Origin of the sequence: uncultured Hymenobacter sp., from assembly GCF_964243305.1 — a bacterium.
Taxonomy (GTDB): Bacteria; Bacteroidota; Bacteroidia; order Cytophagales; family Hymenobacteraceae; genus Hymenobacter.
Genome location: NZ_CAXTEF010000002.1, coordinates 93,866 through 120,649, shown reverse-complemented (window position 1 = coordinate 120,649; position 26,784 = coordinate 93,866). Strand labels below are relative to the sequence as shown.

The following is a 26,784-nucleotide window of genomic DNA, read 5'->3' as shown; positions in this document are numbered from 1 at the left end:
TTTCATAGCCCCCAAAAAAGCCGCTCGTTTCTGACGAGCGGCTTTTTGGCGTTCAGGGCGTTTAAGCTAAATAAGCTAAAGGCGGCGGCGGGCGGCGAATTTGATTTTTACAAAGTTGATTTTTACAAAAAAACCTCCGGCCATTACCGCCGAAGGTTTTTTCATTAATCACTACCAATCAACCCCAGTCTTACTCCACCGTCAGGCGCTTCACGACCTGACCCACGGCCGTTTGGGCGCGCACGGTGTAGATGCCGGCGGCCAGGCCGGTGAGCGGCAGCTCCAGCAGACCGTTGGGGCCGGCGGCCAGCGTGCGGCGCAGCACGACCTGGCCCAGGCTGTTGACCACTTGCACCGGCGTGGGCTGCCGGCCGCGCAGCGCGGCCGGCAGCAGGAGCGAAGCCGCGCCGCGGGCCGGGTTGGGGTAAACGCCGGCCAGCTGGGCCAGGGCCGCCGGGGCCGTGGCCAGGACCTGCGCCTGGGTGCTGAAGAGCACGGCGTAGCGGCCGGTGGCCGGGGCGGCGGCGTCCAGGCTCAGCGGCACGCGGGTCTGGGCCGTGAGGCCGGTGGCCTGGCCGGTGAGGGCGTCGCGCAGGTAGGCGTGGTAGCCGGCGGGCAGGTTTTGCAGCGCGTCGACGGCCAGCGTGTAGCGGCCGGGAGCGGTGGCGCTCAGGCTCAGGGGCACGAGCACGTCGGCGCCGGTAAGGGGGGGTAGGGCGTTGATGCTCAGGCCCCCGGCCGAAGCCAGGCTGAGCGGGGCGCCGGGGCCGGCCAGGTGCTGGGCGTCAAACCGGGCGTCGTAGGCGGCCGTGGCGCCCGGCTCGAAGTAGATGGCGGTCTGCTCGCCGCGGCCGGCGGCCGTGCGCAGGGCCAGCGTCAGGCTGGGGCGCTCCTCGGCGCTGCCGCGCTGGAAGGGGGTAGGGTCGTAGGTGGTGAGGCGGTCGGCGTTCTCGAACGTGACGCTGCCATTGCTGGCGCCGGCTGCCGCCCGCACGAAGAAGCCCTGGGCCACGGGCAGCACGTTGGTGCCGCCGTTAATGCCCACGCCGTTGTTGTAGGTAGCGTAAGTGCCCGTGTACTGGCCCGTGCTCTTGAATACGTAGAGCGCCGGCTCTATCTGGCTGCCGCTGACCGTGTTCCAGTCCAGAGCCGAGGGGTAGGGATTGCCCAGCAGGTGGTAGCCGGCCTGGTCGGCGGCGCTGCGGCCGAGGCCGCCCACGGTGATAGTGCCGTTGTTGAGCGGGCCCACGAAGTCCACGGTCACATCGTCGGCGATGTTGACGGAATAGCCGCGGCCCGGCTGCAGGCCCGCGCGCGCGTCGCCGGCCGCGAAGCCGTCGGCGGGCACGAAGAAGCCCTTGTCGAAGGTGAACCGGGCGTCGGTGGCGGGGCTGCCCTCAAGCAGGCTCTGGTCGTAGCCGAACACGTTGGGGAAGGGCTGGGTGGCGCGGGGCGTGGCCGAGGTGTTGTAGCCCTGATTGAGCACGGCCGTGAAGCCACTGCCGGAAGCCGAGTTCAAATCCGACACCGCCGTGCCGCTCACCGGCGGCGCGTAGTGGCGGTAGCCGATGTTCTGGCTATTAAGGCTGCCCTCGATGGCACGTTGCACGGTCACGGCGCCGATAATGATGCCAGGGTTGTTTACTACCTGGCCCTGTTCGCTGGCCAGCGAGAGCAGGGTCAGGCCCTGGCCAGTGGTGGTCAGGTTACCATTCAGGCTCAGGAGTCGGACCACGGCCGCCGGTGCGCGCAGGGTCGCGCCGTTGGGACCAATGCTCAGGTTGAAGAAGTTCGTGGCCGCGCTGCCGCCGATGGTTTGCGGGGTCGTGCCGGTCAGAGCAATTAACCCGCCGTAGGCGGCGGCACCTAGTCCAGTAATAAGGTTCCTGATTTCTCCCCCATTGTTGATAAAATCGCCCGCCACATTGAGCGTACTAGTGCTGGTCAGCGTGAGTTTCGCCCCCGCGCCCAGTGTAACGGCGCGGGCGGGCTGGGTGGTGCTGACGGTGGGCTGGTTGGCCGGGGTGCCCGGAATCACGACGTCGTCGGTGGCCGTAGGCACCCGGTTGGGCGTCCAGTTGGCGGCCACGTTCCAGGCCGCGGAAACCGAGCCGTTCCAGGTCAGGGCAGTCGGCAGGAGCGGCACCACCGGGCCGGGCGTGAGGAAGGCGGCCACGGCCGTGAGGTTGCCGCCCAGGCCGATGCGGCCCACGCTGCTGACCGTGCCGGCCGCCAAATCGACGGTGTAGAGCTGGTCGGCCGTGGTGCCGGTGGGGGCCGCCACCAGAAAGGCGGCATTGGTGTTGGGCGTCGCGCCCAGGTTGGTGGCAATGTCGAAGTCCACGCCCGCCGCGCTCACCGTCAGGCCGGTGCCGCTGCCCACGTTGCGGTAGGTGCCGGCGTTGGCGGCGTTGGTGCCGGCCGGGGCGTCGGCGGCCAGCGTGGCCCGCACCAGGGCGTTAGCGGCTTGGTCGTAGCCGTAGAGCACCGTGCCGGTGTTGGCGTCGTTGTCGTTGTTGGTGTAGGCCACGCCCGCGAGGGCCGGCGCGGTACCGTTGTCGGGGTTGGTCAGCGTCCCGTCGGTGATGGCTGCGCCATCCGCGGGGTTGAGGCGGTAGTTGGCCTGGTTGCTGGCACTCGTCACCCGGATGCGGTCGACGGTAGGATTAAAGTCGAAGCCGACAGCCGCGCCGGCCGCGCCTAGCTCCAGGCGCAGGGCCGCGCCCACGGCCGTGGCGGTGCCCGTGCTCACGTTGATGGTGTAAAGCTGGGCATTATTGCCCGTGGTGGCCGGCGCGGCGTCGTAGCCGAGCGCAAACAGCTCGCCGGTGGCGGGCCGGAAGTCCAGCCCCACCACGGTCTGCCCGGCGGTAATGCCGCCCCCGAAGTTGACGGCCGAGAGCAGCACGCCCGGATTCTGGGAGTCAAACGAGACAAGGTTGCCGCCGGCCAGGGCGTAGAGCAGCTGGCCCTGGGCGGTGCCGCCGGTGGGCGTGACGGCCACCTGGGCGGCGACGTCGCGGATTTCAAACGGAATCCCCGCAGGAATGGTGTTGTTGCCGTTGGCGTCGAGGCGGCGCGTGGCCACGCGCGTGGCTAGGTTGAAGGTGTAGAAGTTGGTGCTGCTGCCGCGCGCGCCGGGCTGGGTCACTTCCAGCAAGAAGCCTTCGTTGAGGCCCGTGGCGGGGTTGTAGTAAAAGTCCAAGTCCAAGGCCTTGGCCACGCCGAGCGGGTTTTCGCCTACGCCGTCATTGTTGAGGTCGACGCGCACCGCGCCCTGGGTGTTAAGCACGCCCGTGTTGGGTGGGTCCTGAATCGAGAAGATGCCGTTGTTTAGCTCGTCGATGTCGTAGAGCGTGGTGGTGGTGCTACCGGCGTAGGAATTGAGGTAAGCCACGGTGCCCACGCCTGGCGTCAGGGCCGCGTTGGGGTCGGCCGCTACCTGGGGGGTAGCGGCGGCGTTGCCGGGGTTATAGATCAGGGCTCCGTCGGTGGCGGCCAGGGCGCCGTTGTTGGGATTGAGGCGGAAGTTGGCCCGGTTGGAGCTGACCACCCGGATGCGGTCCACGGTGGGGTTGAAGTCAAAGCCGATGCGGGCCGTGGCGTCGCCTAGCGCGAGTGTAATGGGCCCCGCGCCGACGGCCGTGGCCGCGCCGGTCGTGGTGTTGAGCACGTAGAGGCGGGCTTCGCTGGTGGCGGCATTGTAGCCCAGGGCGAAGAGCTGGCCGGTGTTGGGCCGGTAGTCCATGCCGACCAGCGTCTGCCCGGCGGCCACGCCCGTGATGGGCAGCGGGGCCGGCACATCCACGAATACGCCGGGGAAGGGCGTCGGGAAGGGAAACGTCGTGTTGGTGGGCGAGATGGGCGCGCCCGTGGCTACGTCAAGGAAGATGAGGCCCTGCTGCCCGGCCAATACGCCCGCCGTGGGCACGTCGGCGGTGGCCGTGCCCAGCCCGTATACCACCGGCGCCTGCGCCCGCCCGGCCAGCGGGGTGGCCAGCCCACCCAGGCCCAGGCCCGCCAGCAGCGCCAGGCGGGAGCTGCGCCGGCCGGCGGCCCGCGCCAGCTCAAGAAAATCAAGGGAATCAACTAAAAAACCCCGGCCCGAAGCCGCTGGTGCAAGTAAGGGTGTGCGCATAGAGGAAGAGAAAAATGAGGAAAGTAAGAATGGCGGTGGAAAGATAATCGGCTGGCTGCGTTAACCCAGCGCCGGCCGCCGGCGGGGCCCGCTCCCCGCCCGCCCGAATGGCCGGACGGCTGTTTTTTTTGTTGCGCGCGTTTGGCCAGCGGCGGCCGGCCAAAATTATCAAATTAGTTGACTATTAACTATTTTTAGCCGGCGCGCGCCGCCTTGTTCAGAGGGCCGGCGGCAGCAGGTCCAGCACCCGCACGGCATCGCCCACGCGCAGGCGCCCGCCGCGCTCGATGCGGGCGGTGAGGCCGCCGTGGCCGCGCAGGGCGTTGTAGCCGCCGGGGCCCAGCTCCTCCTCCATGCGCGAGCAGGGGTGGCACTCGCCGGTGATGGCCAGCATCACGTCCTCGCCAATCTGCACGCGCCGGTCCTTGAGCGCCAGCAGGTTCAGGCCGCTGATGACCAGGTTGCGGCGCAGCCGGGCGGGGTCGAGCGGTGGGGCGCCCGGGCCCGGGCCCAGCAGCGCGGCCAGCACCGGCAGGTATTCGTGCTGGAGCAGCGTGAGCTGGCGCCGGCCGCCGGGCTGGGGCCGGGCGTGGTCGCCGACGAGATGACCATCAGTGAGCAGCTCGGCCTCCCGCAGGCTTTCCACGGGCTGGCGCCGCGCCGGCCGCCGCCCAATCCACTCCAGGCGCCCCACCTGGGGCAGCGTGCCCAGCAGCCGCGCAATCGGGGAACGCTGGTCGCCGGCGAAGGAAAGAGCCATGCTGATGGAGTTAGGAAATATGAGTTAGAAGTTATGAGTTGCCGGGGGTTTGGGCTGGGAGCGGGGGGGTAGGGACGGGAAGGTAATAGTAGAAAAGCCCGGCTGCCGGCAGCCGGGCTTTCACCGTTCGGGGGGGAGCTACGCCGCGCCGGCTCAGCTTTCGCTCACCACAATTTTCTCAATCTCGTCGTTGAGCTGGATTTGGTCGATTACGTCGAGGCCCTCGACAACTTTGCCGAAGACGGTGTGCACCCGGTCGAGGTGGGCCGTGTTCTGGCGCGAGTGTACGATGAAGAACTGCGAGCCGCCGGTGTTCTTGCCGGCGTGGGCCATGCTGAGCACGCCGCGGTCGTGATACTGGTTGCCGCCGCTGGTTTCGCAGTCGATTTGGTAGCCCGGCCCGCCGGTGCCGGGGGCGCCCTTGGCGCCGGCGCGGGTGTTGGGGTCGCCGCCCTGCACGACGAAGTTGGGGATGACGCGGTGAAACTTGAGCCCGTCGTAGAAGCCCTTCTGGGCCAAATCAGTGAAGTTCTTGACCGTGTTGGGGGCGTCCTGCTCGTAGAACTCAACTCTCATCAGGCCCCGGTTGGTGTGGATTTCGGCAGTTTTCATTGGTTGTTAATTGGTTGTTAGAAAAGAAGGAGAAATAACAAAAAATAAAGAATCAGCGCCGGCCACGCGCCGCCCGCGGCGCGCGGCCGGCACGAAGGTAGCTGCCAGCTTCCCTACCCCCCCGCCGGTGGCCCAACCTGAACAAGCCGCCCCGCGCGGCAGTTGAACACCCCGGCGGGCAGCCGGTGCCCCGCCGCCGCCGCCCCTGCCGCGTCGGCGGGCGTAAGTTGCTGGTTGTTTCGCGGCGGGCGGCCTGGCGGCCGGTCCCGGCGCAGCTGGCGGAGGCCGGCGGCTGATTGGGCCAGGTCGGGACTCTGGTTTCCTACCCCCCCCGGTGGCTGACTTCGCGCCTTATCACCTTCCCTTCAAAAACTCTTTATTTTTCGTCACCTTTTTCCCTTCCGACCCTTTTTTCATGGCTCATTTCTTCCGTACCGCCGCCGCTGCCCTAGCCACTACCTTGCTGCTGAGTGCCTGCGGCGACAACAAAACCGCCGCAACCAGCGCCGCCAGCGCGCCCGGCGCCCTGAGCGTGGCCGATTCGGCCGCGCTGCCCACCGACTCGGCCCGCATGGCCAAGCCCGGCGGCGTGCTGGTCGATGGCGTGGCCATGACGGCCGACAAAACCATCGTCGAGAATGCCGCCGCCGCCCCGAGTGTGCGCACGCTGGTGCAGGCCGTGCAGGCCGCCGGCCTGGCCGAGGCGCTCAGCGGCACGGGGCCCTTCACGGTGCTGGCCCCCACCAACGCGGCCTTCGACAAGCTGCCCAAGGGCGCGCTGGCCGGCCTGCTCAAGCCCGAAAGCAAGGCCAAGCTGCAAGGCGCTCTTAAGTACCACGTTATTGCCAGCCGCCTGCTGGCGGCCGATTTCCGCGACGGCCAGCAGCTCACCACCCTCAACGGGGCCAAGCTAAACGTTTCGGTGAAGGACGGCCAGGTACAAATCAGCAACGGCACCGACGCGCCGGTCAGCGTCCAAACGCCCGACATCATCTCCAAAAACGGCGTCACCCACCTCATCGACGGTGTGCTGCTGCCCCCGGCGCCCGCCCGGTAAGCCAGGGGCGCCGCGTCTTGCGTGGCCCGCCCGGCGGGGGATAGGGGCGGGGCGGCGGCGGAATAAGCGCCCGTCAAGCCCAGCGCTACCGCCGGAGCGGCCGGCCAGGGCTATTTTGCGGCCGGCGGCGGCGGGTATGGCTCAGTAGCCCGCCGCCGCCCTGTTTCATCTCTGAGCTTCTTCATCTCTGAGCTTCGCGCCCGTGGCCGTTTCTTCCTCCTCCGCTTCCGACCTCTCCCCCACGGGTGCTGCGTCCTCGCCTGATGCGCCCGGCGGCGCGAGCCGGTCCGCGCCGGGCAGCCTGCACCTGGTCACGACCCCGGCGCACGCCCGCGAGTTTCTCGCCTTTGCCGTGCGCCTCTACCAGGGCGACGCCAACTACGTCCGCCCGCTCGACCAGGACGTGGCGGCCGTCTTCGACCCGGCCCGGAACAAGTTTTTCCAGCACGGCGCGCTGGCCCGTTGGCTGCTGGTGGATGGGCAGGGGCAGACGCTGGGGCGCATCGCCGCGTTCGTCAACGAGCGCACGGCCCGCACGTTTGCCCAGCCCACGGGGGGGGTAGGGTTTTTCGAGTGCCTTGACTCGGAGGCCGCCGCCACGCAGCTCTTCGACGCGGCCCGTCTGTGGCTGCAAGGCCGGGGGATGGCGGCGATGGACGGGCCCATCAACTTCGGCGACCGCGACCAGTGGTGGGGCTTGCTGATTGATAACTTCGGCCCCCCGCTCTACGGCCAGACCTACAACCCGCCCTACTACCAGCGCCTGTTTGAAAGCTACGGCTTCCAGCTCTACTTTCACCAATACACGTATTTCCGCGCCATGCGCGAGCCCTTCAAGCCCGCGCTGGCCGCCATCGCCGGCCGGCTGCTTACTAACCCCAGCTACCGCGTCGAGCACTTGCAGCTCGCGGAGCTGCCCCGCTACACCGAGGATTTCCGGCTGGTCTATAATCAGGCCTGGGCTCGCCACGACGGGGTGGAGGAGATGAGCCCCGAGCAGGCCCAGGCCCTGCTGCGCAAGCTGCGGGCGGTGCTCGACGCGCGCCTGATTTGGTTTGCCTACCACGAGGGGCAGCCCATCGGTTTTTTCGTGGCCCTGCCTGAGCTGAACGAGCTGTTCAAGTACGTCGATGGCCGGCTCGACTGGCTGGGCAAGCTCCGGTTCGCCTGGTACCGTTGGCGGGGGGTAGGGCGCACGGCTACTGGCATTGCCTTCGGGGTGGTGCCCGCCTTCCAGCGGCGCGGCGTGGAGGCGGCTCTGATTGTGGCCTCGGCCCGCCTGATTCAGCGGGCGGGCCGGCAGCTAACCTACGAGCAGTTCGTGCTGAACTGGATTGGCGACTTCAACCCGAAGATGATGGCCGTGGCCAGCCAGATTGGGTGCCACATCTGGCGCACCCATGCCACCTACCGCTACCTGTTTGACCGCGAGCGGCCCTTTGAGCGGGCCCCGGTTATTTAGCCTTCTGCTTAGCCTTCTGCCGCCGGCCCGGCATTAACTTCGCGGCCACAAGGCCGAGAGCCCGACCTGTCGGCTAATCGAGCGTATTACTCATTTGGATAAGTTATTCATTTGAGAAAACCTATTGTCAATGAGTCTTTTACCTCTTCCGATTGCTGCGGCGGCTGACCCGGCGCCGGCGCTCATTACCCAGACTGCGGCCTTTATTGCCGACAAGTTTGCCCACGAGGGCAGCGGCCACGACTGGGCCCACATCCGGCGGGTGTGGCAGGTAAGCCGGGCGCTGGCCGCTCAGACGCCCGGCACCGATGCGCTGGTCGTGGAACTGGGCGCGCTCCTGCACGACGTGGCCGACTGGAAGTTTCACCAGGGCGACGAGGAAGCCGGCCCGCGCGCCGCCCGGCAGTGGCTGGCCGGCCAGTCCGCGCCGGAAGACCTGATTCAGCACGTCGAGCGCATTATCCGCGAAATCAGCTTCAAAGGTCTGGGGGTTCCTACCCCCATGAGCAGCCTCGAAGGCCAGCTCGTACAGGATGCCGACCGGCTCGACGCCATCGGGGCCATTGGCGTGGCGCGGGCCTTTGCCTACGGCGGCCACAAGGGCCGCCTGCTGCATGACCCCACGGTGGCGCCCATTGCCCACGCCACGTTCGCGGCCTATAAGCAGAACACCGCCCCGACCCTGAACCACTTCTACGAGAAGCTGCTCCACCTCCGGGAGCGCCTGCACACGTCCGCCGCCCGCCGCGTGGCCGAGGAGCGCCACGCCTTTATGGAAGCATTCGTGGCCCAGTTTCTGCGCGAGTGGGAGGGCGAAGACCTGCTGCAAGCAGGAATGAAGAATTTTGAATAATGAGGAAGCTTGCCGCCTGCGGCGCTATCAGCCTTCGATGCGCGTTCTTTGTCCAGTTAATTCTTCATTCCCGGTTAATTCTCCATTCCTGACTTCTCCCTAAAGAATGCGCTCTGGTTTGCTCTTCGCCGTTTGGGCCCTGCTGCTGTTGAGCCTGCTGGCGGGCTGCTGCTCCTGCCCGCTCGAAGCCTGCCACGTGCGCAAGGTGCACTTGCACGAGGGCACCAAGTACCGCGGGCAGCCGCTGTGGAAAAAGCAGAACCCGGCCGTGGGCGAGAAAATCAAGACCCTCAACACCAAAACCAAGCGCCGCGGCAACGACCGCAGCAAGGCGCTCTAGGCGGGGGCTGGCCGGCCGCCGCGCCGCCCGGCCGGGCTTGAAACAACCTAGGGGGGTAGGGGAGGGCCGGGGGCCGAAAAGCGGCCGGCAGCTAGGTTTTACGGGCTTTTTGGCGTAACTTGCGGGCTTAACAAACCCCATTTTCCACCGGGGGCCGGGTAGGGCAAAACCTGCTTCAGCTCCCCCCGAAAACCCCTTTATGGCGGAAGGCGAAAAAATCATTTCGATTAACATCGAAGACGAGATGCGCGGTGCCTACATCGACTACTCGATGTCGGTTATTATTTCCCGCGCTTTACCCGATGTGCGCGACGGCCTCAAGCCCGTGCACCGGCGCGTGCTCTACGGCATGTCGGAGCTGGGCGTGAGCTACAACAAAAGCTACAAGAAGTCGGCCCGCATCGTGGGCGAGGTGCTGGGCAAGTACCACCCCCACGGCGACTCCTCGGTCTATGACACGATGGTGCGCATGGCCCAGGACTGGAGCCTGCGCTACCCGCTGGTGGACGGGCAGGGCAACTTCGGCTCCATCGACGGCGACTCGCCGGCCGCCATGCGCTACACCGAGGCCCGCTTAAAACGCCTTTCGGACGAGCTGCTGGGCGATTTGGACAAGGATACGGTGGATTTCCAGCCCAACTTTGACGACTCGCTCGAAGAGCCGAGCGTGATGCCGGCCCGGTTTCCCAATCTGCTGGTCAACGGCACGACGGGCATCGCCGTGGGCATGGCCACCAACATGGCCCCGCACAACCTCACGGAGGTCATCAACGGCATCGCCGCCTACCTCGACAACGACCAGATTACCATCGCCGAGCTGATGGAGCACATCACCGGCCCGGACTTCCCCACCGGGGGCATCATCTACGGCTACGAGGGCGTGCGGCAGGCGTTCGAGACGGGTCGGGGCCGGGTTATCATGCGGGCCAAAGCCCACTTTGAGACCAGCAAAACCGGTAAGGAGCAGATTGTGGTGACCGAGATTCCCTTCATGGTGAACAAGGCCAACATGATTGAGCGCACGGCGGCCCTGATCAACGACAAGGTCATTGAGGGCATCTCCGACATGCGCGACGAGTCGGACCGCGACGGGATGCGCGTAGTGTACGATTTGAAGAAGGACGCGCTTAACACCGTGGTTCTTAATAACCTCTACAAGCGCACCCAGCTGCAAAGCTCGTTCGGCGTCAACAACGTCTGCCTGGTCAAGGGCCGGCCGATGACGCTCAATCTCAAGCAGCTGATTGAGTATTTCGTCGAGCACCGCGCCGATGTGATTGTGCGCCGCACGCGCTACGAGCTGGCCGAGGCCCAGAAGCGGGCCCACATCCTGGAAGGTCTGCTCATCGCGCTCGACCACCTCGATGAGGTGATTGCCCTGATTCGGGGCTCGCGCGACGGCGAAGTGGCCCGCGCCCAGCTGATTGAGCGCTACGCCCTGAGCGAGGTGCAGGCCCGCGCCATCCTGGACATGCGCCTGCAGCGCCTCACGGGCCTGGAGCGCGACAAAATCGTGCAGGAGTACGACGAGTTGATGCGGCTCATCGACCACCTGAACGCGGTGCTGGCCTCGCCGGCCCTGCAAAAGCAGATTATCCGCGACGAGCTGCAGGAAATCAAGGAGCGTTACGGCGACGCCCGGCGCACGGAAATCAACCACGCCGGCGGCGACTTTGATGATGAGGACATGATTGCCGATGAGGCGATGGTCATCACGATTTCGCGCGAGGGCTACATCAAGCGCACCGGCCTCGATGAGTACCGCACCCAGGGCCGGGGGGGGGTAGGGGCCCGCGGGGCGGTTTCCAAGCTCGACGATTTCACCGAGCACCTGTTCGTGGCCACGACCCACGAGTACCTGCTCATCTTCACCGAGCAGGGCCGCTTGTTCTGGCTCAAGGTGCACAAGATACCCGAGAGCGGCAAGGCTACCAAGGGCACGCCGCTGCAAAACCTGATTGACAAGCCCCGCGAAGACGCGGTGCGGGCCGTGCTCAACGTGCGCGGGCTGCGCAACCCGGACTACTTGCAGAACACGTACCTGATGTTCTGCACCGAGCAGGGCACGGTGAAGAAAACCCCGCTCGAAGCCTACTCGCGGCCCCGCGCGGCGGGCATCAACGCCATCAGCATCAACGAGGGCGACCGGCTGCTCGACGTGCAGCTCATGGCCGGCGGCGCCGAGGTCGTGCTGGCCTCGCGGGCGGGCCGCGCCGTGCGCTTCAACGAGGCGAAAGTGCGCTCGATGGGCCGCAACGCCGCTGGCGTCCGGGGCATCAGCCTGGCCGGGCCCGACGACCGGGTGGTGGGCATGGTGTGCGTGGCGGACCCGACGCAGGAGTTGCTGGTGGTGTCGGAAAACGGCTTCGGCAAGCGCAGTGAGCTAGAGGAGTACCGCGTCACGAACCGCGGGGGCAAGGGCGTGCGGGCCATGAAGCTGACCGACAAAACCGGGCAGCTCGTGAGCATCAAGGATGTCAACGACGCCGATGAGCTGATGATTATCAACAAGTCGGGCATCACCATCCGCCTGCGCATGAGCGACTTGCGCACGTTGGGCCGGGCTACGCAGGGCGTGCGGCTGCTGAAAATCAGCGAGAAAGACGAAATCTCGTCGGTGGCCAAAGTGGCGGCCGAGGAGAAAATAGCCGACGGCGCGGCCCTCGATGGTCTCGACGGCACCGGGGGGGTAGGGGTTGCTGGCCTGAGTGCGTCGGCGCTGCTCAGCGCCGATGGCGAGGGCCTGCGCAACCCGGCCACGGCGCCTGCCCCGCTGACTTTGGCCGACGACGAGGAAACCTATCCGGATGAGGCCGACCCGGCCGGCGACGATGATGATGCCGACGATGACGAAGCGGCCGATGAGCAGGAGTAATCCGGCGGCGGCGCCCGCTTTTCTAAGTTACTGAGCAGGAGCGGGACGGTTGCTTAACCGTCCCGCTTTTGTTTTCGCCCGGCGCTCTCCGGCATTGCCCGGCCTGGTTTGCCGGGCGGGGGGGGGGGGGTAGGGCAGCCCGGCTTAGGGTAGGGCAGCCCGGCTTAGGGAACCTGGACTACTGCTTTGCGTTTAGTTGGCCACGGTGCAGTTTCTTTGCCGTTCGTTTCATCATTCACCCCTGTTTTCTGACTCCCATGAAAAAGACTCTGCTACTGGTTGCCGCCGTTGCGGCCCTGGCATTGCCCGCCGCCGCGCAGCAGTCGGCCGTGACCAACGCCATTCTGAACCAGCGCAACGGCCTGCTTGATAAGGCCCGCACTGATATTGACAAGGCCATTGTCAACGAAAAAACCAGCGGCAAGGCCAAAACCTGGTTTACCCGCGGCGATATCTACGACCAGCTGGTGGCCAGCCCGATTTATGGCAAGGCCCTGCAGCCCGGCGAGGGCACCCGCACTGCGTTCGAAAGCTACCAGAAGGCCATTGCCCTCGAGGGCAAGGATGGCGAGTATGGCAAGCAGGCGGCGGCCAAGCTCGATAACCTGTATGGTCAGGCTTTTAACGCCGGCGTGGAAGGCTACAACGCCAAGGACTACGATAAAGCCCTGGCTAACTACAAGATGGCTGCGCAAATCCGGCCCGCCGACACGACGGCCGTGCTGTACTCGGCTTACGCGCAGGAAGCCAAGCAAGACTTCGCCGGGGCCAAGGCCAGCTACAACCAGCTGCTGGGCATGAACTACAAGTCGGTGAACCTGTACGCGCGGCTGCTCCAGCTGGCCCGGCAGCAGAACGATGAGGCTGAAGCCGCCAAAGTGCTCCAGCAGGCGCTGGCCGCTTATCCCAACAATAAGAGCTTTATGCTCGAGGACCTGAACGTGTCGCTTGCTTCGGGCAAGGGCGAGGATGCGCTGGCGAAAATCAACAAAACCATCGCCGCGGACCCGAGCAACTCCAATCTGTATGCCGTGCGCGGCTCAATGTACGACAGGCAGAAGAAGACGGACCTGGCGCTGGCCGACTACCGCAAGGCTACTGAGTTGGACCCTAATAACTTCGATGCGCAGTTCAACCTCGGCGTTTATAACTACAACCGCGCCGCGGATGCCTACACCAAGGCCAGCAAGATGGACCTGAAAACGTATCAGAAGTCGGGCAAGGTGCTGGAGGCGCAGGGCAAGAAGTACTTTCAGGACTCGGTGCCTTACTTTGAGAAGGCCCTGCAATTGCAGCCCGACGACCGCAATACGCTCACGTCGCTGCAAAAAGTATACTTTCGCCTTGGCCGCACAGTTGATTCCGAACGTTTGAACGCTAAGCTGCAAACCTTAAAGAAATAAGGCCGAGGCCGAAAGGCTTAGGAAGTGAAAAAGGCCCCGTTGCGAATGCAACGGGGCCTTTTTCGTGCAAATTAGAGTTTAGTAGAATTTAACTTAACATAATATAAATTATAAGACAACACAGAAAACGAAAAATAAGGAGACCGCAAGGGCTGAATGCCTCAGGTGTCTCAACCTCAAATAGTCACTAGTCACTATTGAATTAAGGCACTGAATTACTGAATTAAGGTGCTCCCAGTTTAACCTCGCTACGCGAACTGGGCAGCCACTCCTTTGTAACTGTAACAGGTCGGTGTGAGCTTCGTGTTCGGCAACGGCCCGTAGAATCGGTGGCAATGCTGCCAAGCGAAACCCTTTTGATGCCGATGATAAGCGCGTCATGAGCGCGTTATAAAGTACAAATGAAGGGGTGGTACAAGCTGATAACTGTAAAGCATAAAATAGTTAAAAAATTACTGCTTTTATCAAATTTTTAACTATTTTATGCTTAAAAAATAATCTGGCACCAAGTGGTTCTCCTCTTTATACTTTTTAATTTATACTTGCACTTCCAACCGTTCCAAACGGCGCCATCCCCTACTTTGTACTATCTAAATTTTTATGCCTAAGCTGATTGATTACCCCCGCACCAGCTATGCCGGCGCCTGGGAAGTAGCCGACGTAGTGGATGACACGGGCGGTAAGTGCGCCCTGGATACCTGCGCCCGTAAACTAAATCGTAAGGTGAGTGGATCTTTCAAGGCCATTGTGGGCTCCGCTGTAAAGTTTGGCCTACTCACCAGTAAGCGGGAGCTGCTGACCACAACGACCCTTTTCCGGCGTATCAAGCACGCCTATGACAAGCAGGAGGAATTACTGTTTCATCGCGAAGCATTCCTGACACCACCGCTTTTTACGCAGCTGTGCCGCAAGTTTCGCTCACGTGAGTTGCCGGTGCAGATGCTGGACATTATGCTCATCCGGGAGTTCGACGTCGAAGAAATCAATGCGCAGAGCGTCGCTAAGGCTTTTATCGACGGCGCCCGCATGGTTGGCGTGCTTGATGAGCGCAATATGATTGCTGACATCGACCAACTAGCAGCCCAGCAGCCCCCCCGGCGCGAACTAGCCAGCCCCGAACTCGGCGCCAACTCCTTTCGGGCCGAGCTGGCCCGGACCAACAGTACAAGTACAAATACTAACAGCAGTGCTGGTAGCGATGGCGCTCCCAAGCCAACCCCAGTGGCGGTGGCAGAGCCGCTGTTTAGCCCGTCTTCAGCTTCACCAGCACCCGTCGCCGATAAGAGCAGTTCTCCACTTCCCTTCGCTGAGGACAACCCAGAGCCCGTTTCCGCAATCCAGCCTGGCCCGTTGCGTGGTGCGGACGCCGTGTCCAGCTTATTTGGCCTAACCGGCGCTACCCCCGCAACGGCTGCCGTCCCGCCGGCAGACGCTACCCGCACCCCAGGCGCCCAGCGGCCAGGCTTACTTCATGCGGCGGCACAGAGAACTTTCGAATCGAGCCCTACCCCTACTACTCGAACCCGCACCTCACAGCAGGAAGCTGCCGCGCCACCACCACCTACTACCCCCCGAACCGTCGCGATTAGTGAGACCAACCGAAACAAGCCAGAGGACTCGCCAGCCAGTTCCCCTGCTCCTACCGTCGCTAAGACAGCAACTACCACTGGCTTCCGAATCGAGCTTAGTGGTCCCGGGCTTAATACAGTGCTGGACGTGCAGGATGAGGACGACCTGGCACTGGCGCGCGTGCTGCTCGAAAAAATTGGTCGCCAACTTCGAAAAACGGATAGCTAAGATAGCGAGCCTGAAAAACTCACTATTAGAGTATCTTGGGTCCATCCAGGGTGATTTGTGCTTGTATATTAATTATGTTAATCTGATATTTATAAAAACTGCTGCCCGCCACTGACTTTAAAGGAGGTCAATAGCGGGCAGCAGGCATTTTGTGGGGAAGCTATTCCGAATCAGGTCGGCGGGTGCCAGCGGCAATGGTTTGGTGGCGGGCTTGCAGCACACCGAGCACCTGCGCCAGCGAGGAGCCCGACGCGCATAGCAGGACCAGCAGATGAAACAGGAGGTCAGCCGCTTCGCCGGGTAGGCCGGCCTGGTTGCCAGCCACCGCGTCGATAATTGTCTCGACGGCCTCCTCCCCTACTTTCTGGGCAATCTTGGGCCGGCCCTGGGCAAATAAGCGGGCGGTGTAGGAGTTGGGCTCCTCGGCCGGAAACTGCTGGCGCCGCTGAATGAGCTGCTCCAACTCGGCCAGGAAGCCAACCGGCGCGGTGGGCGCCACCGTCTGGTCGGCCTGCTCAAAGCAGCTGACGGTGCCGCGGTGGCAGGTCGGGCCCAGGGGCCGGGCCCGGATGAGCACAGCATCCTGGTCGCAGTCGGGGTGCAGGCTCACGACTTCCAGGTAGTGGCCGCTGGTTTCGCCCTTGGTCCAGAGACGATTTTTGGAGCGGGAGAAAAACGTGACCCGGCCTTCCTGCTGGGTCTTTACCCAGGCTTCCTCGGTGAGGTAGCCGAGCATGAGCACCCGCCCGGTGGCCGCATCCTGGACGATGGCCGGCACCTGGCCGTCGGGCATTTTTTGAAAGTCGAGTTGCATAAGCACAAAAGTTAATACCAGCAACAGTCGCCTGGCTCCTGACTGCCGTACTGTTTAGTTGTTTGTTAAGTATTAAGTGAAGAGCAGCGGCCAGGTATTTAATTTATACCAAACAAACCGCACTAGTTGCGACCAGACCTAAAGGCGAGAGGTCAGCCGTTGAGCAGCCAGCGGGCCACAGGCCCTTGGTGAGCCAGGCAGAATCCCTACCCCCTACCCTATCTCACAAGCGACGTATGACTAAGAGTACGAATAGAGCAGGGGGAAGCAGGGGTGCCGCAGCCAGATAGGTTACGGGTATAGTTGGCTACAAGCGAACCAGAATACCATCCTGCCGCAAGTGCTCCTTCAGCTCGCGGATGCCGATTTCGCCAAAGTGGAAGATGCTGGCCGCCAGCGCCGCGTCGGCGTCGGCCTGAAGGAAGACATCCGTAAAATCCTGCCGGGTGCCCGCCCCACCCGAGGCCACGACCGGCACGGGCACGGCCCGGCTCACGGCCCCGGTCAGCGCGAGCGCGAAGCCGCCCTTGGTGCCATCGTTACTCATCGAAGTGAGCAGGATTTCGCCGGCGCCGCGCCCGGCGGCTTCGCGGCACCAGGCCACGGCGGCGCGGCCCGTGTTGTGGGTGCCGGCGCGGGTGTATATCTGCCAGCCGGCGCCCGGCTCCTCCCCTACCCCCCCCTCCGGCGGCGGCGGCTCGTGGTAGCGGGCATCGGCAGCCACCACCACGCACTGCGAGCCGAAGCGCCGGGCCAGCTCATCGATTACCTCGGGGCGGGCCAGGGCGGCGGAGTTGATGCTCACCTTGTCGGCGCCGTTGAGCAGAAGCAGCTCCACATCAGCCACCGTGTTGATGCCGCCGCCCACGGTGAAGGGGATGTTGACCTGCCGGGCCACCTCGCGCACGAGCGGCAAGAGCGTGGCGCGCTTCTCGTTGGTGGCCGTGATGTCGAGGAAGACCAGCTCGTCGGCCCCCTCCTCGGCGTAGCGGGCGGCCAGGGCCACCGGGTCGCCGGCATCGCGCAGGCCCTCGAAGCGCACGCCCTTCACGGTGCGGCCATTCTTGATGTCAAGGCAGGGAATCAGGCGTTTGGTGAGCATGGCGAGTAAATCAAAAAGTGAAAGCGCGAAAAAGCAAAAGCCGCCCGCTAACCCCGGCCCTGGATTTTCGCCAGCACCTGAGCCAGCGGCTCCAAACCCGTGATTTCGGCCACGTGAGTTCCCCGCGCCGGCCCGCCCGCGGCCGCGAAGCGGTTGAGCCACACCGGGCGAATCCCCGCCGCCAGGGCGCCGACTACGTCGTTCTCCCAGCTGTCGCCCACCATGACGGCCTGCTCGGGGCGGCACCCCAGGCGCTCAAGCGCTACGTGGTAGATGCGCGGGTCGGGCTTGGCGACCCCGGCCGCTTCGGACGTTACTAACTCCTCGACCCAGCGGTCCAGGTCCAGGGCGGCGAGCGTGTCCTGCTGCACCGCCGTGCGGTTGTTGGTGACAATGCCCACGCGGCAGCCGCTAGAGTTCAGGGCCGCCAGCAAAGCCGGCGCGCCCGCCACCGGCCGGCGCAGGCGCTGGTAGTGGCCGTACTGCGCGAGCGCGAACCCGGCCACGGCCTCGTCGGACCAGCCCGCCGCCCCGTGCGGTGCCAGCAGCCGCCGGAAGCGCAGCTGGCGGGCGGCGTCGGGAGTATAGCGGCCGGCCAGCACCTGCGGGTGCAGCTCTTCGAGCAAAGCACTATGGCGCCGGTAGAGGGTCTCGAAATCCCCCGTTTCCAATTCGGGCCGCTCGGCCAGGGCCGCGGCCAGCGCCGCCCGCGCCGTGGCCCAGTGATCAAACAAGGTGTCGTCTAAGTCGAAGAGGATGGTGGTTGGGGCAGTGGGGGCGGACATAACCAATCAGGCAAGGGTAAAAAGGGAACTAACCAACAAAGCAAAACCTCCACGCCGGCCTAACGCCGCAACTCGGCCGCTAACTCTTCGTCGGTGATGGTGCCTTCGTAGAGGGCTTTGCCGATGATGGCCCCGGCCATGCCTACCCCCCGCAGCGCGGCCAGGTCGGCCAGGGTGGTGACGCCGCCGCTGGCAATGAGGCGGGCGGCGGGCAGCGCGGCCCGCAGCTGCTGGTAGGCGGCCAGCGAGGGGCCTTGCAGCAGGCCATCCTTGCGCACATCGGTGCAGACGAAGGTGGTGGCGCCGGCGGCCAGGTAGTCGGCGATGAACGCCTGCACCGGCCGGGCCGACTGCTCGGTCCAGGCGCCGACGGCCACGTAGCCGTCCTTGAAGTCCGCCCCGATGATAATTTTGTCGGCCCCAAACCGCGCCAGCCACTCCCCCACCAGCGCCGGCTCGCGCACGGCAATGCTGCCGGCAGTGAGTTGCGCGGCCCCGGCGCCAAACACCTGCTCGGCCGCCGCCGTGCTCTGCACGCCGCCGCCAAAGTCAATGTGCAGGCTGGTGTGGCGGGCCAGGCGCTCGAGCACGGCCAACTGCCGCGGCTCGCGGGCGCGGGCGCCGTCCAAATCAACGAGGTGCAGGCGCCGGGCGCCGAGCTGCTCGAAGCGCTGGGCCACGGCCAGCGGGTCGGCGGCGTAGGTGGTTTGCCGGGCAAAGTCGCCCGCGCTGAGCCGCACGCACTGGCCGGCAACTAAATCAATGGCGGGAATGAGGAACAAGGGGGGGGTAGGGAATTATAAGCTCTAACTGGTCAATGCCGCCTCAGAAAGTGGGGGAAAGTGGGGCCTACTCACAACGTAGCACTTACCCGCAGCACCTACCCGCAGCGCAACAAGAAGTTGGCCAGAATCTGCTCGCCCAACTGCCCGCTTTTTTCGGTGTGAAACTGCACGCCGTAGAAGTTACCGGCTTGGACGGCGGCACTGAAGGGCGCCTGCTCCGGGTAGCGGGCTTCGGCCAGCGTGTAGGGCCCGACCGGGGCGCGGTAGCTGTGCACGAAGTAGACGTAGGCTTCTTCGGGCAGGCCCGCCAGCAGCGGCGAGCGCCGCGCGTGCAGCGTGTTCCAGCCCATGTGGGGCACCTTGGGCGTGCTGGCGGCCGGAAACCGGGTCACGTCGAAGGACAGGATACCCAGCAGCGGCGTATCATTTTCCTCGGAGTAGCGGCCCAGCAGCTGCATCCCGAGGCAAATGCCCAGAAACGGCTGCGTCAGGGTCGGCAATAGTTTATCCAAACCCTGGGCGCGCAGCTCCTGCATGGCCGAGCTGGCCTCGCCCTCGCCCGGAAACAACACCCGGTCGGCGCGCCGGATGTGCTCGGCGTCGGCCGTGAGCGTGGCCCGCACGCCCAGCCGCTCCAGGGCAAAAAGCAGCGACTGCACGTTACCGCCCTTGTAATCAATCACGACGACCTCCATGTTATGAGTTATGACTTGTTATGAGTTATCGTGGCTGATTCTGTCCTGCCAATTCATAACTCATAACTTATAATTATTAAAGAATGCCTTTGGTGCTGGGGATTTCCATGCGGCCGGCGTCGCGGGCCAGGGCCATTTTCATTGCCTTAGCCACGGCTTTGAAGATGGCCTCAATTTTATGGTGCTCGTTCTGGCCTTCGGCTTTGATATTGAGGTTGCAGCGGGCGGCGTCGCAGAAGCTTTTGAAAAAGTGAAAGAACATCTCCGTGGGCATGTCGCCGATTTTCTCGCGCTTAAACTCGGCCTCCCAGACCAGCCAGGGGCGGCCCGAAAAGTCCAGCGCCGCCTGGGCCAGCGCCTCGTCCATCGGCAGCAGGAAGCCGTAGCGGGCCAGCCCGCGCTTGTCGCCCAGGGCTTGATTAAAAGCCTCGCCCAGCGCCAGGGCCGTGTCCTCGATGGTGTGGTGCTCGTCGATGTGCAAGTCGCCCTGCACTGTGATTTCCATATCGACGCCGGAGTGCTTGCTGAGCTGGTCGAGCATGTGGTCGAAGAAGCCCAGCCCGGTGTGCATCTGCGGGCGGCCCTGCCCGTCGAGGTTGAGGACGACGCGGATTTTGGTTTCGTTGGTGTCGCGCTGAACCATAGCTGTGCGGGGGGGTAGGCGCAGGCGCTGAAAAATGTCGGTCCAGCTTGTGGTGATGAGGGCCGCCCGCGGGTCGGCCTCGGCTGCGGGGCGCAGCAAAATGGCTTGGCAGCCCAGGTTTTGCGCCAGCTCCACGTCGGTGAGCCGGTCGCCGATGACGTAGGAGTTGGGCAGGTCGTAGCCGCTCTCCGGGCCCAGGTACTGCTGGAGCATTCCCAGGCCGGGCTTGCGGGTGGGTAGGTTTTCGTGCGGGAAGCTGCGGTCGATGTGCTCGCGGGCAAACCCTACCCCCTCGGCGGCCAGCACATCCAGCATGAGCTGATGCGCGGGCCAGAACGTGTCCTCGGGAAAAGAGGCCGTGCCCAGCCCGTCCTGGTTGCTGACCAGCACCAGCTCGTAGTCCAGCTCGCGGGCGATGCGCGCCAGCCCCGTGATGGCGCCGGGCACAAACTGAAACTTGGCCGGGCTCAACGAATCGACCTGGAAATCCACGGGCGGCTCTACCAGGATGGTGCCGTCGCGGTCGATAAATAAGACTTTTTTCATCTGATTACGCCGGCCTTGCGGCGGGCGAGGGGGGGTAGGAAATTAAACACAGCGCCGGCCCGGCCCGCTACGCAAACTCGCGCAACGCCCGCAGCAGCAACTCGTTCTCGGCCGGCGAGCCCACCGTCAGGCGCAGGCAGCCGGCGCAGCCGGGCTGGGTGGTGCGGTTGCGCACCACGATGCCCCGGCCGAGCAGGTAGTCGTAGATGGCCGTCGCGTCGGGGCGGAAGCGCACGAGCAGAAAGTTGGCATCGGAGGGGAAAACGTGCTCGACAATGGGCAGGGCCGGCAACTCCGCGGCCAGCCCGGCGCGACCGGCCAGCAGCGCCGCCCGCAACTGCCCGAAGTGAGGGGCCGCACCCAGGGCGCTGAGCGCGTGCTGCTGGGTGGCCTCGGAGATGTTATAGGGCGGCTTGATTTTGTTGAGGTACTGGATGATGTCCTCCGAAGCGAAAGCCATACCCAGGCGCAGGCCGGCCAGGCCCCAGGCCTTGGAGAAGGTCTGGAGCACGACCAGATTCGGAAATTCATCCAGGCGCGTGGTCCAGCTCGGCGCGGCGGCAAAGTCGGCGTAGGCCTCATCCACGACGACCAGGCCACCAAAACCGCGCAGCACGGCCTCGATGGCTTCGGGCGCGAGCAGGTTGCCGGTGGGGTTGTTGGGCGAGCAGAGGAACACCAGCCGGGCATCGGAAGCCACGATGGCCGCCCCGGTTTCGGCAGCCAGCTGAAAGTCAGCCGTGAGCGGCAGCCGCTCGATAGCCACGTCGTTGAGGTTGGCGGCCACCTCGTACATGCCGTAGGTCGGGGGCAGCAGCAGGATGCTGTCCTGACCCGGCCGGCAGGTCAGGCGCACGAGCAAATCGATGGCCTCATCCGAGCCGTTGCCGAGAAAAATCTGGCCGGGGCGAACCCCCTTGAGCCCCGCCAGCCGCTGCTTGACGGCCCGCTGCTGCGGGTCGGGGTAGCGGTTGAACTGCGCCGGGCCGGCACTGCCCAGGCTGTTCTCGTTGGCGTCAAGCATGACCTGCGCCGCGCCCGAAAACTCGTCGCGGGCCGACGAATACGCCTTCATCGCCCGGATGTTGGGCCGCACCAGCTCGTCAATATTCATCGGTTTCACTTGCTCAGTCTTCATTTCCCGGTCATTGCCTGATTATTCGCGGCCCTTTCTCTACTCCTTCCCTACCCCCCTGCTCCCGGCCAAAGCCGGCTCGTCACTGCCCCCGGCCAGCGAGAGCCGCCGCAGGGCCACGGCCTGGGCGTGGGCGCGCAGGCCTTCGGCTTCGGCCATCAGCTCCACGGTGGCGGCCAGGCCTTGCACGCCTTGCTCGCTCAGGCGCTGGAAGGTGATTTTCTTCACGAACGAGTCCAGCGACACGCCGCTGTAGGCCCTGGCGTGGCCACCCGTCGGCAGCGTGTGGTTGGTGCCGGAGGCGTAGTCGCCCACGGCTTCGGGCGTAAGATGACCCAGGAACACCGAGCCCGCGTTGGTGACCCCGGCGGCCAGCGCATCCGGGTCGGCCACGGCCAGAATCAAATGCTCGGGAGCGTACTGGTTTGAGAAGCGCAGCATCGCCGCCGCGTCGGGCAGCAGCACGGCCCGGCTCGCGGCCAGCGCCCGCCGGGCCACGTCCTGGCGCGGCAAATCGGCGAGCTGCCGCTCGACTTCGGCCAGCACCGCCGGCAGCAGCTCCGGCGCATCAGTTAACAGAATAACCTGCGAGTCCGGGCCGTGCTCGGCCTGCGAGAGCAGGTCGGCGGCCACGAACGCCGGGTTGGCCGTGTGGTCGGCGATGACAAGCACCTCGGAAGGACCGGCGGGCATGTCGATGGCCACCCCACGCTGGGCCGCGAGCTGCTTGGCGGCCGTCACGTAGCGGTTGCCGGGACCGAAAATCTTGTCCACCGCCGGCACGCTCGCCGTGCCATAGGTGAGGGCGGCCACGGCCTGCGCGCCGCCGGCCTTCACGATTTTGGTCAGGCCCAACTCCTGGGCCACAAACAAAATGGCTGGGTGAATCAGGCCCGTGCCGCGGCCGGGCGGCGTGCAGAGCACAATCTCGGGGCAGCCGGCCAGCCGGGCCGGCACGCCCAGCATGAGCAGGGTGCTAAAGAGCGGGGCCGTGCCGCCCGGCACGTACAATCCCACCCGCGGCACCGGCACGGCGCGGCGCCAGCAGCGCACGCCGGGCATGGTTTCCACGGGCAGCTCCCTACCCCCCTGCGCGTGGTGAAAGGCCTCGATATTGCGCCGCGCCTGGCCGATGGCGGCGCGCAAGTCGGCCGGCACCTGCGCCGCGCCGGCGGCCAGCTCAGTTTCACTGACCAGCAGCTCCGTCAGGCCGGGCGCGCCGTCCAGCTCGGCGGCGTAGCGGCGCAGGGCGTCGTCGCCGTGCTGGCGCACCTGCGTAAAAATGCCCTGCACGCGGGCTTCCACGTCGGGGGCGGCGGCCTGCTCCGGGCGCTGCTGCAAGGCCGCCCAGTCGCGGGGGTCGGGGTAGGAAAAAGTCTGCAAAATTCAGTGAACAGTTAGCAGTGAACAGTGAACAGTTAGCAAGCGCAGATGACAGTAGGAAAGCAGCCGGGAAAACGCTCCTTGGCAACTGCTCACTGCTCACTGTTCACTGCTCACTGTTCACTGAATTTTACTCTATCATTTTCTCGATTGGCAGCACCAGGATGCCCTCGGCGCCGACGGCGCGGAGCTGGTCGGTGATGTGCCAGAAGGCGTCTTCCTGCACCACCGACTGCACCGACACCCAGCCCGCGTCGGCCAGCGGCGTGACGGTGGGCGCCTTGATGCCCGGCAGCAGCGCCCGCACCGCGTCGAGCGAGGCGGCCGGCGCGTTGAGCACGATGTACTTGTGGCGGCGGGCCCGGCGCACGGCCTGCATCCGAAACCGGAGCTGCTCGAGTAGGACCTGCTTTTCGGGGGGTAGGGCCGCGTAGGCAATGAGCACGGCCTCGGAGCGAAACACGGTTTCGACTTCGCGCAGGCCGTTGCCAAGCAAAGTCGAGCCCGACGAAACGATATCGCATACGGCGTCTGCCAGCCCGATGCTGGGCGCGATTTCTACTGAGCCGCTAATCACGTGCAGCTCGGCCTGCACGCCGTGGCCGGCCAGGTAGCGGCCCAGCAGCTGGGGGTAGGACGTGGCAATGCTGCGCCCGCGCAGGTCCTGCACCGACTCATACGCCTCGCCCCGCGGCACGGCCAGCGCCAGGCGGCACTTGCTGAAGCCCAGCGCCTCCACTTGCAACCCGGTGCAGCCGGCTTCTTCGAGCACGTTCTGGCCCACGATGCCCAGGTCCGCCACGCCGTCGCGCACGTAGCCCGGAATGTCGTCGTCGCGCAGAAACAGGATTTCCAGCGGGAAATTCGTGGCCTCGGTCTTGAGCTTGTAGGTGCTGGACTGGAAGCTGATGCCGCACTCGCGGATAAGAGTCAGCGAATCCTCGCTCAGGCGGCCGGACTTCTGAATGGCTAATCGAAGCATTTAAGTAGAATGGGCAATGAACAAGCGGCAAGCAGCGGGGAGCCATTCCGGCTACTTGCTTTGGGGAAGGCCAGGCGCGGTCGGCCCTCACGTGGCGCCGGCTCAGCTTCCCTTTTTAGAAATGAAAAAGCCCGGCGGGCCGCTGCAAGGGCGGCCGACGGGCACGGCGGTGGAGGCGCGGGCGGCCGGGGTTGCGCTCAGCACCCCCCGGCACACAGCCCGGCCCCCGGCAGATGGTGGTGCTGGCGCGCGGCCCGGTATGGCGCGACGAGCCCGCTGAGCGGGGCGGGGGCAAACCAGCACAAGGACGTCAGGGGGCGCAGCATCGGGGCAAAGGTAAGGGCAGAATGCGCAAGCGGCCAAACCGGCGCCGTTTCGCAGTTGTCCTTTCCTACCCCCAAGCCGGCCAAAGGTTTGCGGCGGAACTGAAAATTATTTCGCCCCCTACCCCGTACTTGCCACCCAACCCGCCCCTGATGACCAGCTTTATCGACTTTCTAAGCCGCCTGCAACCGCTAAGCCCGGCCCTGCAATCGGCGCTGCTGCTGGCCCCACGGCGCGAGGCGCTGCCCGCCCGCCACGTGCTGCTGACGCCCGGGCAGGTGGCGCGGCGGGTGTATTTCCTCGAAACGGGCCTCGTGCGGGGCTACACCCTGCTGCACGGCCGCGAAATCTCGTCCTGGTTTATGCGCGAGGGCGACTTCGTGATTTCCATCCTCAGCTTCTTCACCCAGCTGCCCGGCGACGAGACCGTGGAGCTGCTCGAGCCGGCCGTGGTCTCCTCCATCAGCTACGCGCAGCTGCAGGGCCTCTACCGCGACTTTCCCGAGTTTAATCTTATCGGCCGCCGGCTGGTCGAGCACTACTACGTGCTGAGTGAGCGGCGCGCCCGCCACCTGCGCGCCCGCTCGGCCGCCGAGCGCCTGGCCCTGCTGCTGGCCGACTTCCCCGACGTGTTTCAGCGCGTGGCCGTGCAGCACATTGCCTCCCACCTGGGCCTGGCCCCCGAAACGCTGAGCCGCCTGCGCGGCCGGCCGGGCCAAGGCGGTTGAGGCGCGGCAAGGGGGATAGGGAAAATGACAAATGTCAGGAAAACGGGGCACTGGCACCGGGACCTTTGGGGCGTTCATTCACTCTTAAATCTTTTGCCTTATGCTCCCCCTCATTTTCGCCGTGTTCGCCGGCTGCTTTCTGCTCGAACGCTTATTTCCCGGCTGGAAGCTGCCGGCCGTGCCCACCTGGACCAGCCGGGTGCTGGTCGTCAATTTCCTGCAACTGGCCGTCGTACTGCTGGCCGGCCTGAGCTGGGAAAAGTGGCTCTCCGCTTATTCGCTCTTTCACCTCTCCCGGCACGTGCCGGCCTGGGCGGGCGGGCTGCTGGCTTACTTCGCCGCCACGTTTGTCTTCTACTGGTGGCACCGCTGGCGGCACCGCGTCGATTTTTTGTGGCGTCATTTTCACCAGATTCACCACAGCCCCCAGCGCCTCGAAGTCAGCACGTCCTTCTACAAGCACCCGCTGGAAATGACGGTCAACTCCCTTATCGGCGGGCTGCTGATTTATACGCTGCTGGGCCTGAGCGCCGAGGCCGGCGCCATCTACACACTCTGCACGGCGCTGGGCGAGTTTTTCTACCACACCAACGTGCGCACCCCGCGCTGGGTCGGCTACGTTTTTCAGCGGCCCGAGATGCACCGCCTGCACCACGAATATGAAAAGCACGCCAACAACTACGGCGACATCGTGTGGTGGGACATGCTCTTCGGCACCTATCACAACCCCGAAAAATTCACGGCCACCTGCGGCTTCGACACGCCCAAGGAGCTGCGCCTGCTCGATATGCTGCGCTTCAAGGACGTGCACAAAGAAAGTTGATTATATTTAAATTCATTAAACCCTAGCTGTGGATACCAAATGAAAATTTTCAGATACGCTCTAATTTGGTGCTTGCTCTTAAGCAGCCGGGGGATGGCACAGACCCAGAGCAGCCCCCAAACCTATTCCCACGTTGTTGAGCAATATTACTTAAAGCCAGACACCAGCGTAGTCACCCTTCTCGTCAGGCATTTAAATGAGGCCAGCAGCGATACGTTGCGCCGAGCAGTTATTCTTCATCATGCACCAAGTTATCAGGGGTTCTATTGTGCTCTAGCTACCAAAGAACCAACGGTGAAAAGTCAGCTGACTGCGCGCCTAACTCAAATTTCTGATTTGCAACTCAGACGCCTCATAGCCCGGAGCTATCGGGCGGCGCTGGATTCGCTCTTCCAGAAAACGCCGGTTTCACCTGGCTTCAACGATATGAGTTGGGGCGCCTACTTTGCTACGGGCAACGCGCACTACCTGGACTTATTGATTCGCAACTGCCGCTACGCCAATGAGCGAAAAAATCAAAACCTGTTCTTTACCGGAACCAGCGCCTGGTGGTCGCTAGCCTCAGTAGCTCAGCAGGACGAAGTTGTTCGCGCTTACCTTATTTCTCAACGAGGTCACCAAAAAGGGATTGACTTAATCTTAAATACCGACCCCGCCACCTTACGCCAACAGATTACTGCTACCTATGTAGAATATCAGCGGAAAGGACGTTGGAAATAAAGTGGCTGGCAACTCGCCACCG

Annotated in this window: 22 protein-coding genes; 10 read left to right on the top strand and 12 right to left on the bottom strand. The window is 64.5% G+C overall.

Annotation, left to right across the window (positions count from 1 at the left end; genetic code table 11):
• Positions 1-190: 190 nt before the first annotated feature.
• From ACFE70_RS02030 to ACFE70_RS02020, 3 genes are all read right to left on the bottom strand, one after another.
• Positions 191-4,138 carry a DUF4394 domain-containing protein gene (locus ACFE70_RS02030; protein ID WP_375416035.1) on the bottom strand — a complete coding sequence of 1,316 codons (3,948 nt, stop codon included), beginning with the start codon at positions 4,136-4,138 and terminating at the stop codon, positions 191-193.
• A gap of 217 nt (positions 4,139-4,355) precedes the next feature.
• Positions 4,356-4,898, bottom strand: coding sequence for an MOSC domain-containing protein (locus ACFE70_RS02025; RefSeq protein WP_375416034.1), 543 nt, complete (start codon positions 4,896-4,898; stop codon positions 4,356-4,358).
• A gap of 153 nt (positions 4,899-5,051) precedes the next feature.
• Positions 5,052-5,510, bottom strand: a complete 459-nt coding sequence (locus tag ACFE70_RS02020) for a peptidylprolyl isomerase (RefSeq protein WP_375416033.1) — start codon at positions 5,508-5,510, stop codon at positions 5,052-5,054.
• Positions 5,511-5,925: 415 nt separating this feature from the next.
• On the opposite strand from ACFE70_RS02020, the gene ACFE70_RS02015 reads away from it, so the two are divergent.
• The 7 genes from ACFE70_RS02015 (at position 5,926) to ACFE70_RS01985 (ending at position 15,297) form a co-directional block, all read left to right on the top strand.
• The gene (locus ACFE70_RS02015; RefSeq protein WP_375416032.1) at positions 5,926-6,567 is read left to right on the top strand and encodes a fasciclin domain-containing protein; all 642 of its coding nucleotides are present in this window, start codon (positions 5,926-5,928) and stop codon (positions 6,565-6,567) included.
• Positions 6,568-6,769: 202 nt separating this feature from the next.
• Positions 6,770-8,029 (top strand): hypothetical protein, encoded by a 1,260-nt coding sequence (locus ACFE70_RS02010; RefSeq protein WP_375416031.1) that lies wholly within the window; start codon positions 6,770-6,772, stop codon positions 8,027-8,029.
• A gap of 130 nt (positions 8,030-8,159) precedes the next feature.
• Positions 8,160-8,882, top strand: coding sequence for an HD domain-containing protein (locus tag ACFE70_RS02005; protein WP_375416030.1), 723 nt, complete (start codon positions 8,160-8,162; stop codon positions 8,880-8,882).
• A 106-nt stretch (positions 8,883-8,988) separates the two neighbouring features.
• Positions 8,989-9,222, top strand: a complete 234-nt coding sequence (locus ACFE70_RS02000) for a hypothetical protein (RefSeq protein WP_375416029.1) — start codon at positions 8,989-8,991, stop codon at positions 9,220-9,222.
• Positions 9,223-9,421: 199 nt separating this feature from the next.
• Complete coding sequence (gene gyrA, locus ACFE70_RS01995) at positions 9,422-12,097, top strand: DNA gyrase subunit A (RefSeq protein WP_375416028.1); 2,676 nt, start codon at positions 9,422-9,424, stop codon at positions 12,095-12,097.
• A gap of 257 nt (positions 12,098-12,354) precedes the next feature.
• Positions 12,355-13,500 (top strand): tetratricopeptide repeat protein, encoded by a 1,146-nt coding sequence (locus tag ACFE70_RS01990; protein ID WP_375416027.1) that lies wholly within the window; start codon positions 12,355-12,357, stop codon positions 13,498-13,500.
• A gap of 600 nt (positions 13,501-14,100) precedes the next feature.
• Positions 14,101-15,297 (top strand): hypothetical protein, encoded by a 1,197-nt coding sequence (locus tag ACFE70_RS01985; RefSeq protein ID WP_375416026.1) that lies wholly within the window; start codon positions 14,101-14,103, stop codon positions 15,295-15,297.
• A gap of 160 nt (positions 15,298-15,457) precedes the next feature.
• Here the strand turns inward: ACFE70_RS01985 and hisIE are convergent, their stop codons facing one another.
• The 9 genes from hisIE to hisG form a co-directional block, all read right to left on the bottom strand.
• On the bottom strand, positions 15,458-16,111 hold the full coding sequence (hisIE, locus tag ACFE70_RS01980; protein WP_375416025.1) for a bifunctional phosphoribosyl-AMP cyclohydrolase/phosphoribosyl-ATP diphosphatase HisIE: 654 nt from the start codon (positions 16,109-16,111) through the stop codon (positions 15,458-15,460).
• A gap of 307 nt (positions 16,112-16,418) precedes the next feature.
• Positions 16,419-17,213 carry an imidazole glycerol phosphate synthase subunit HisF gene (gene hisF / locus ACFE70_RS01975; RefSeq protein WP_375416024.1) on the bottom strand — a complete coding sequence of 265 codons (795 nt, stop codon included), beginning with the start codon at positions 17,211-17,213 and terminating at the stop codon, positions 16,419-16,421.
• Positions 17,214-17,260: 47 nt separating this feature from the next.
• Entirely contained in the window at positions 17,261-17,998 is a 738-nt protein-coding gene (locus ACFE70_RS01970; protein WP_375416023.1) for an HAD family hydrolase, read from the bottom strand.
• Between the two features lie 59 nt (positions 17,999-18,057).
• Entirely contained in the window at positions 18,058-18,780 is a 723-nt protein-coding gene (locus tag ACFE70_RS01965) for a HisA/HisF-related TIM barrel protein (protein WP_375416022.1), read from the bottom strand.
• Positions 18,781-18,878: 98 nt separating this feature from the next.
• Positions 18,879-19,478, bottom strand: a complete 600-nt coding sequence (hisH, locus tag ACFE70_RS01960) for an imidazole glycerol phosphate synthase subunit HisH (RefSeq protein ID WP_375416021.1) — start codon at positions 19,476-19,478, stop codon at positions 18,879-18,881.
• Positions 19,479-19,554: 76 nt separating this feature from the next.
• Positions 19,555-20,667: a bifunctional histidinol-phosphatase/imidazoleglycerol-phosphate dehydratase HisB gene (hisB, locus tag ACFE70_RS01955; RefSeq protein WP_375416020.1), complete on the bottom strand. Its 1,113-nt coding sequence runs from the start codon at positions 20,665-20,667 to the stop codon at positions 19,555-19,557.
• 67 nt (positions 20,668-20,734) lie between these two features.
• Positions 20,735-21,781 carry a histidinol-phosphate transaminase gene (gene hisC, locus ACFE70_RS01950; RefSeq protein WP_375416200.1) on the bottom strand — a complete coding sequence of 349 codons (1,047 nt, stop codon included), beginning with the start codon at positions 21,779-21,781 and terminating at the stop codon, positions 20,735-20,737.
• Positions 21,782-21,841: 60 nt separating this feature from the next.
• The gene (gene hisD, locus ACFE70_RS01945; protein ID WP_375416019.1) at positions 21,842-23,185 is read right to left on the bottom strand and encodes a histidinol dehydrogenase; all 1,344 of its coding nucleotides are present in this window, start codon (positions 23,183-23,185) and stop codon (positions 21,842-21,844) included.
• 130 nt (positions 23,186-23,315) lie between these two features.
• The gene (gene hisG, locus ACFE70_RS01940; protein ID WP_375416018.1) at positions 23,316-24,167 is read right to left on the bottom strand and encodes an ATP phosphoribosyltransferase; all 852 of its coding nucleotides are present in this window, start codon (positions 24,165-24,167) and stop codon (positions 23,316-23,318) included.
• Positions 24,168-24,643: 476 nt separating this feature from the next.
• On the opposite strand from hisG, the gene ACFE70_RS01935 reads away from it, so the two are divergent.
• The 3 genes from ACFE70_RS01935 (at position 24,644) to ACFE70_RS01925 (ending at position 26,762) form a co-directional block, all read left to right on the top strand.
• Positions 24,644-25,219: a Crp/Fnr family transcriptional regulator gene (locus ACFE70_RS01935; RefSeq protein WP_375416017.1), complete on the top strand. Its 576-nt coding sequence runs from the start codon at positions 24,644-24,646 to the stop codon at positions 25,217-25,219.
• 100 nt (positions 25,220-25,319) lie between these two features.
• On the top strand, positions 25,320-26,042 hold the full coding sequence (locus ACFE70_RS01930; RefSeq protein ID WP_375416016.1) for a sterol desaturase family protein: 723 nt from the start codon (positions 25,320-25,322) through the stop codon (positions 26,040-26,042).
• Between the two features lie 93 nt (positions 26,043-26,135).
• Positions 26,136-26,762 carry a hypothetical protein gene (locus ACFE70_RS01925; protein WP_375416015.1) on the top strand — a complete coding sequence of 209 codons (627 nt, stop codon included), beginning with the start codon at positions 26,136-26,138 and terminating at the stop codon, positions 26,760-26,762.
• The last annotated feature ends 22 nt before the right edge of the window (positions 26,763-26,784 follow it).

What these genes read in the sequence shown, in the direction of transcription:
- ACFE70_RS01925 (WP_375416015.1), top strand. Translation starts at nt 26,136, where the DNA reads ATGGCACAGACCCAGAGCAGCCCCCAAACCTATTCCCACGTTGTTGAG.
- ACFE70_RS01970 (WP_375416023.1), bottom strand. Translation starts at nt 17,998, where the DNA reads ATGTCCGCCCCCACTGCCCCAACCACCATCCTCTTCGACTTAGACGAC.
- ACFE70_RS01985 (WP_375416026.1), top strand. Translation starts at nt 14,101, where the DNA reads ATGCCTAAGCTGATTGATTACCCCCGCACCAGCTATGCCGGCGCCTGG.
- ACFE70_RS02020 (WP_375416033.1), bottom strand. Translation starts at nt 5,510, where the DNA reads ATGAAAACTGCCGAAATCCACACCAACCGGGGCCTGATGAGAGTTGAG.
- ACFE70_RS01935 (WP_375416017.1), top strand. Translation starts at nt 24,644, where the DNA reads ATGACCAGCTTTATCGACTTTCTAAGCCGCCTGCAACCGCTAAGCCCG.
- ACFE70_RS02005 (WP_375416030.1), top strand. Translation starts at nt 8,160, where the DNA reads ATGAGTCTTTTACCTCTTCCGATTGCTGCGGCGGCTGACCCGGCGCCG.
- ACFE70_RS02030 (WP_375416035.1), bottom strand. Translation starts at nt 4,138, where the DNA reads ATGCGCACACCCTTACTTGCACCAGCGGCTTCGGGCCGGGGTTTTTTA.
- gyrA (WP_375416028.1), top strand. Translation starts at nt 9,422, where the DNA reads ATGGCGGAAGGCGAAAAAATCATTTCGATTAACATCGAAGACGAGATG.
- hisC (WP_375416200.1), bottom strand. Translation starts at nt 21,781, where the DNA reads ATGAATATTGACGAGCTGGTGCGGCCCAACATCCGGGCGATGAAGGCG.
- hisF (WP_375416024.1), bottom strand. Translation starts at nt 17,213, where the DNA reads ATGCTCACCAAACGCCTGATTCCCTGCCTTGACATCAAGAATGGCCGC.
- hisG (WP_375416018.1), bottom strand. Translation starts at nt 24,167, where the DNA reads ATGCTTCGATTAGCCATTCAGAAGTCCGGCCGCCTGAGCGAGGATTCG.
- ACFE70_RS02025 (WP_375416034.1), bottom strand. Translation starts at nt 4,898, where the DNA reads ATGGCTCTTTCCTTCGCCGGCGACCAGCGTTCCCCGATTGCGCGGCTG.
- hisH (WP_375416021.1), bottom strand. Translation starts at nt 19,478, where the DNA reads ATGGAGGTCGTCGTGATTGATTACAAGGGCGGTAACGTGCAGTCGCTG.
- ACFE70_RS02000 (WP_375416029.1), top strand. Translation starts at nt 8,989, where the DNA reads ATGCGCTCTGGTTTGCTCTTCGCCGTTTGGGCCCTGCTGCTGTTGAGC.
- ACFE70_RS01930 (WP_375416016.1), top strand. Translation starts at nt 25,320, where the DNA reads ATGCTCCCCCTCATTTTCGCCGTGTTCGCCGGCTGCTTTCTGCTCGAA.
- hisIE (WP_375416025.1), bottom strand. Translation starts at nt 16,111, where the DNA reads ATGCAACTCGACTTTCAAAAAATGCCCGACGGCCAGGTGCCGGCCATC.
- ACFE70_RS02015 (WP_375416032.1), top strand. Translation starts at nt 5,926, where the DNA reads ATGGCTCATTTCTTCCGTACCGCCGCCGCTGCCCTAGCCACTACCTTG.
- ACFE70_RS01990 (WP_375416027.1), top strand. Translation starts at nt 12,355, where the DNA reads ATGAAAAAGACTCTGCTACTGGTTGCCGCCGTTGCGGCCCTGGCATTG.
- hisB (WP_375416020.1), bottom strand. Translation starts at nt 20,667, where the DNA reads ATGAAAAAAGTCTTATTTATCGACCGCGACGGCACCATCCTGGTAGAG.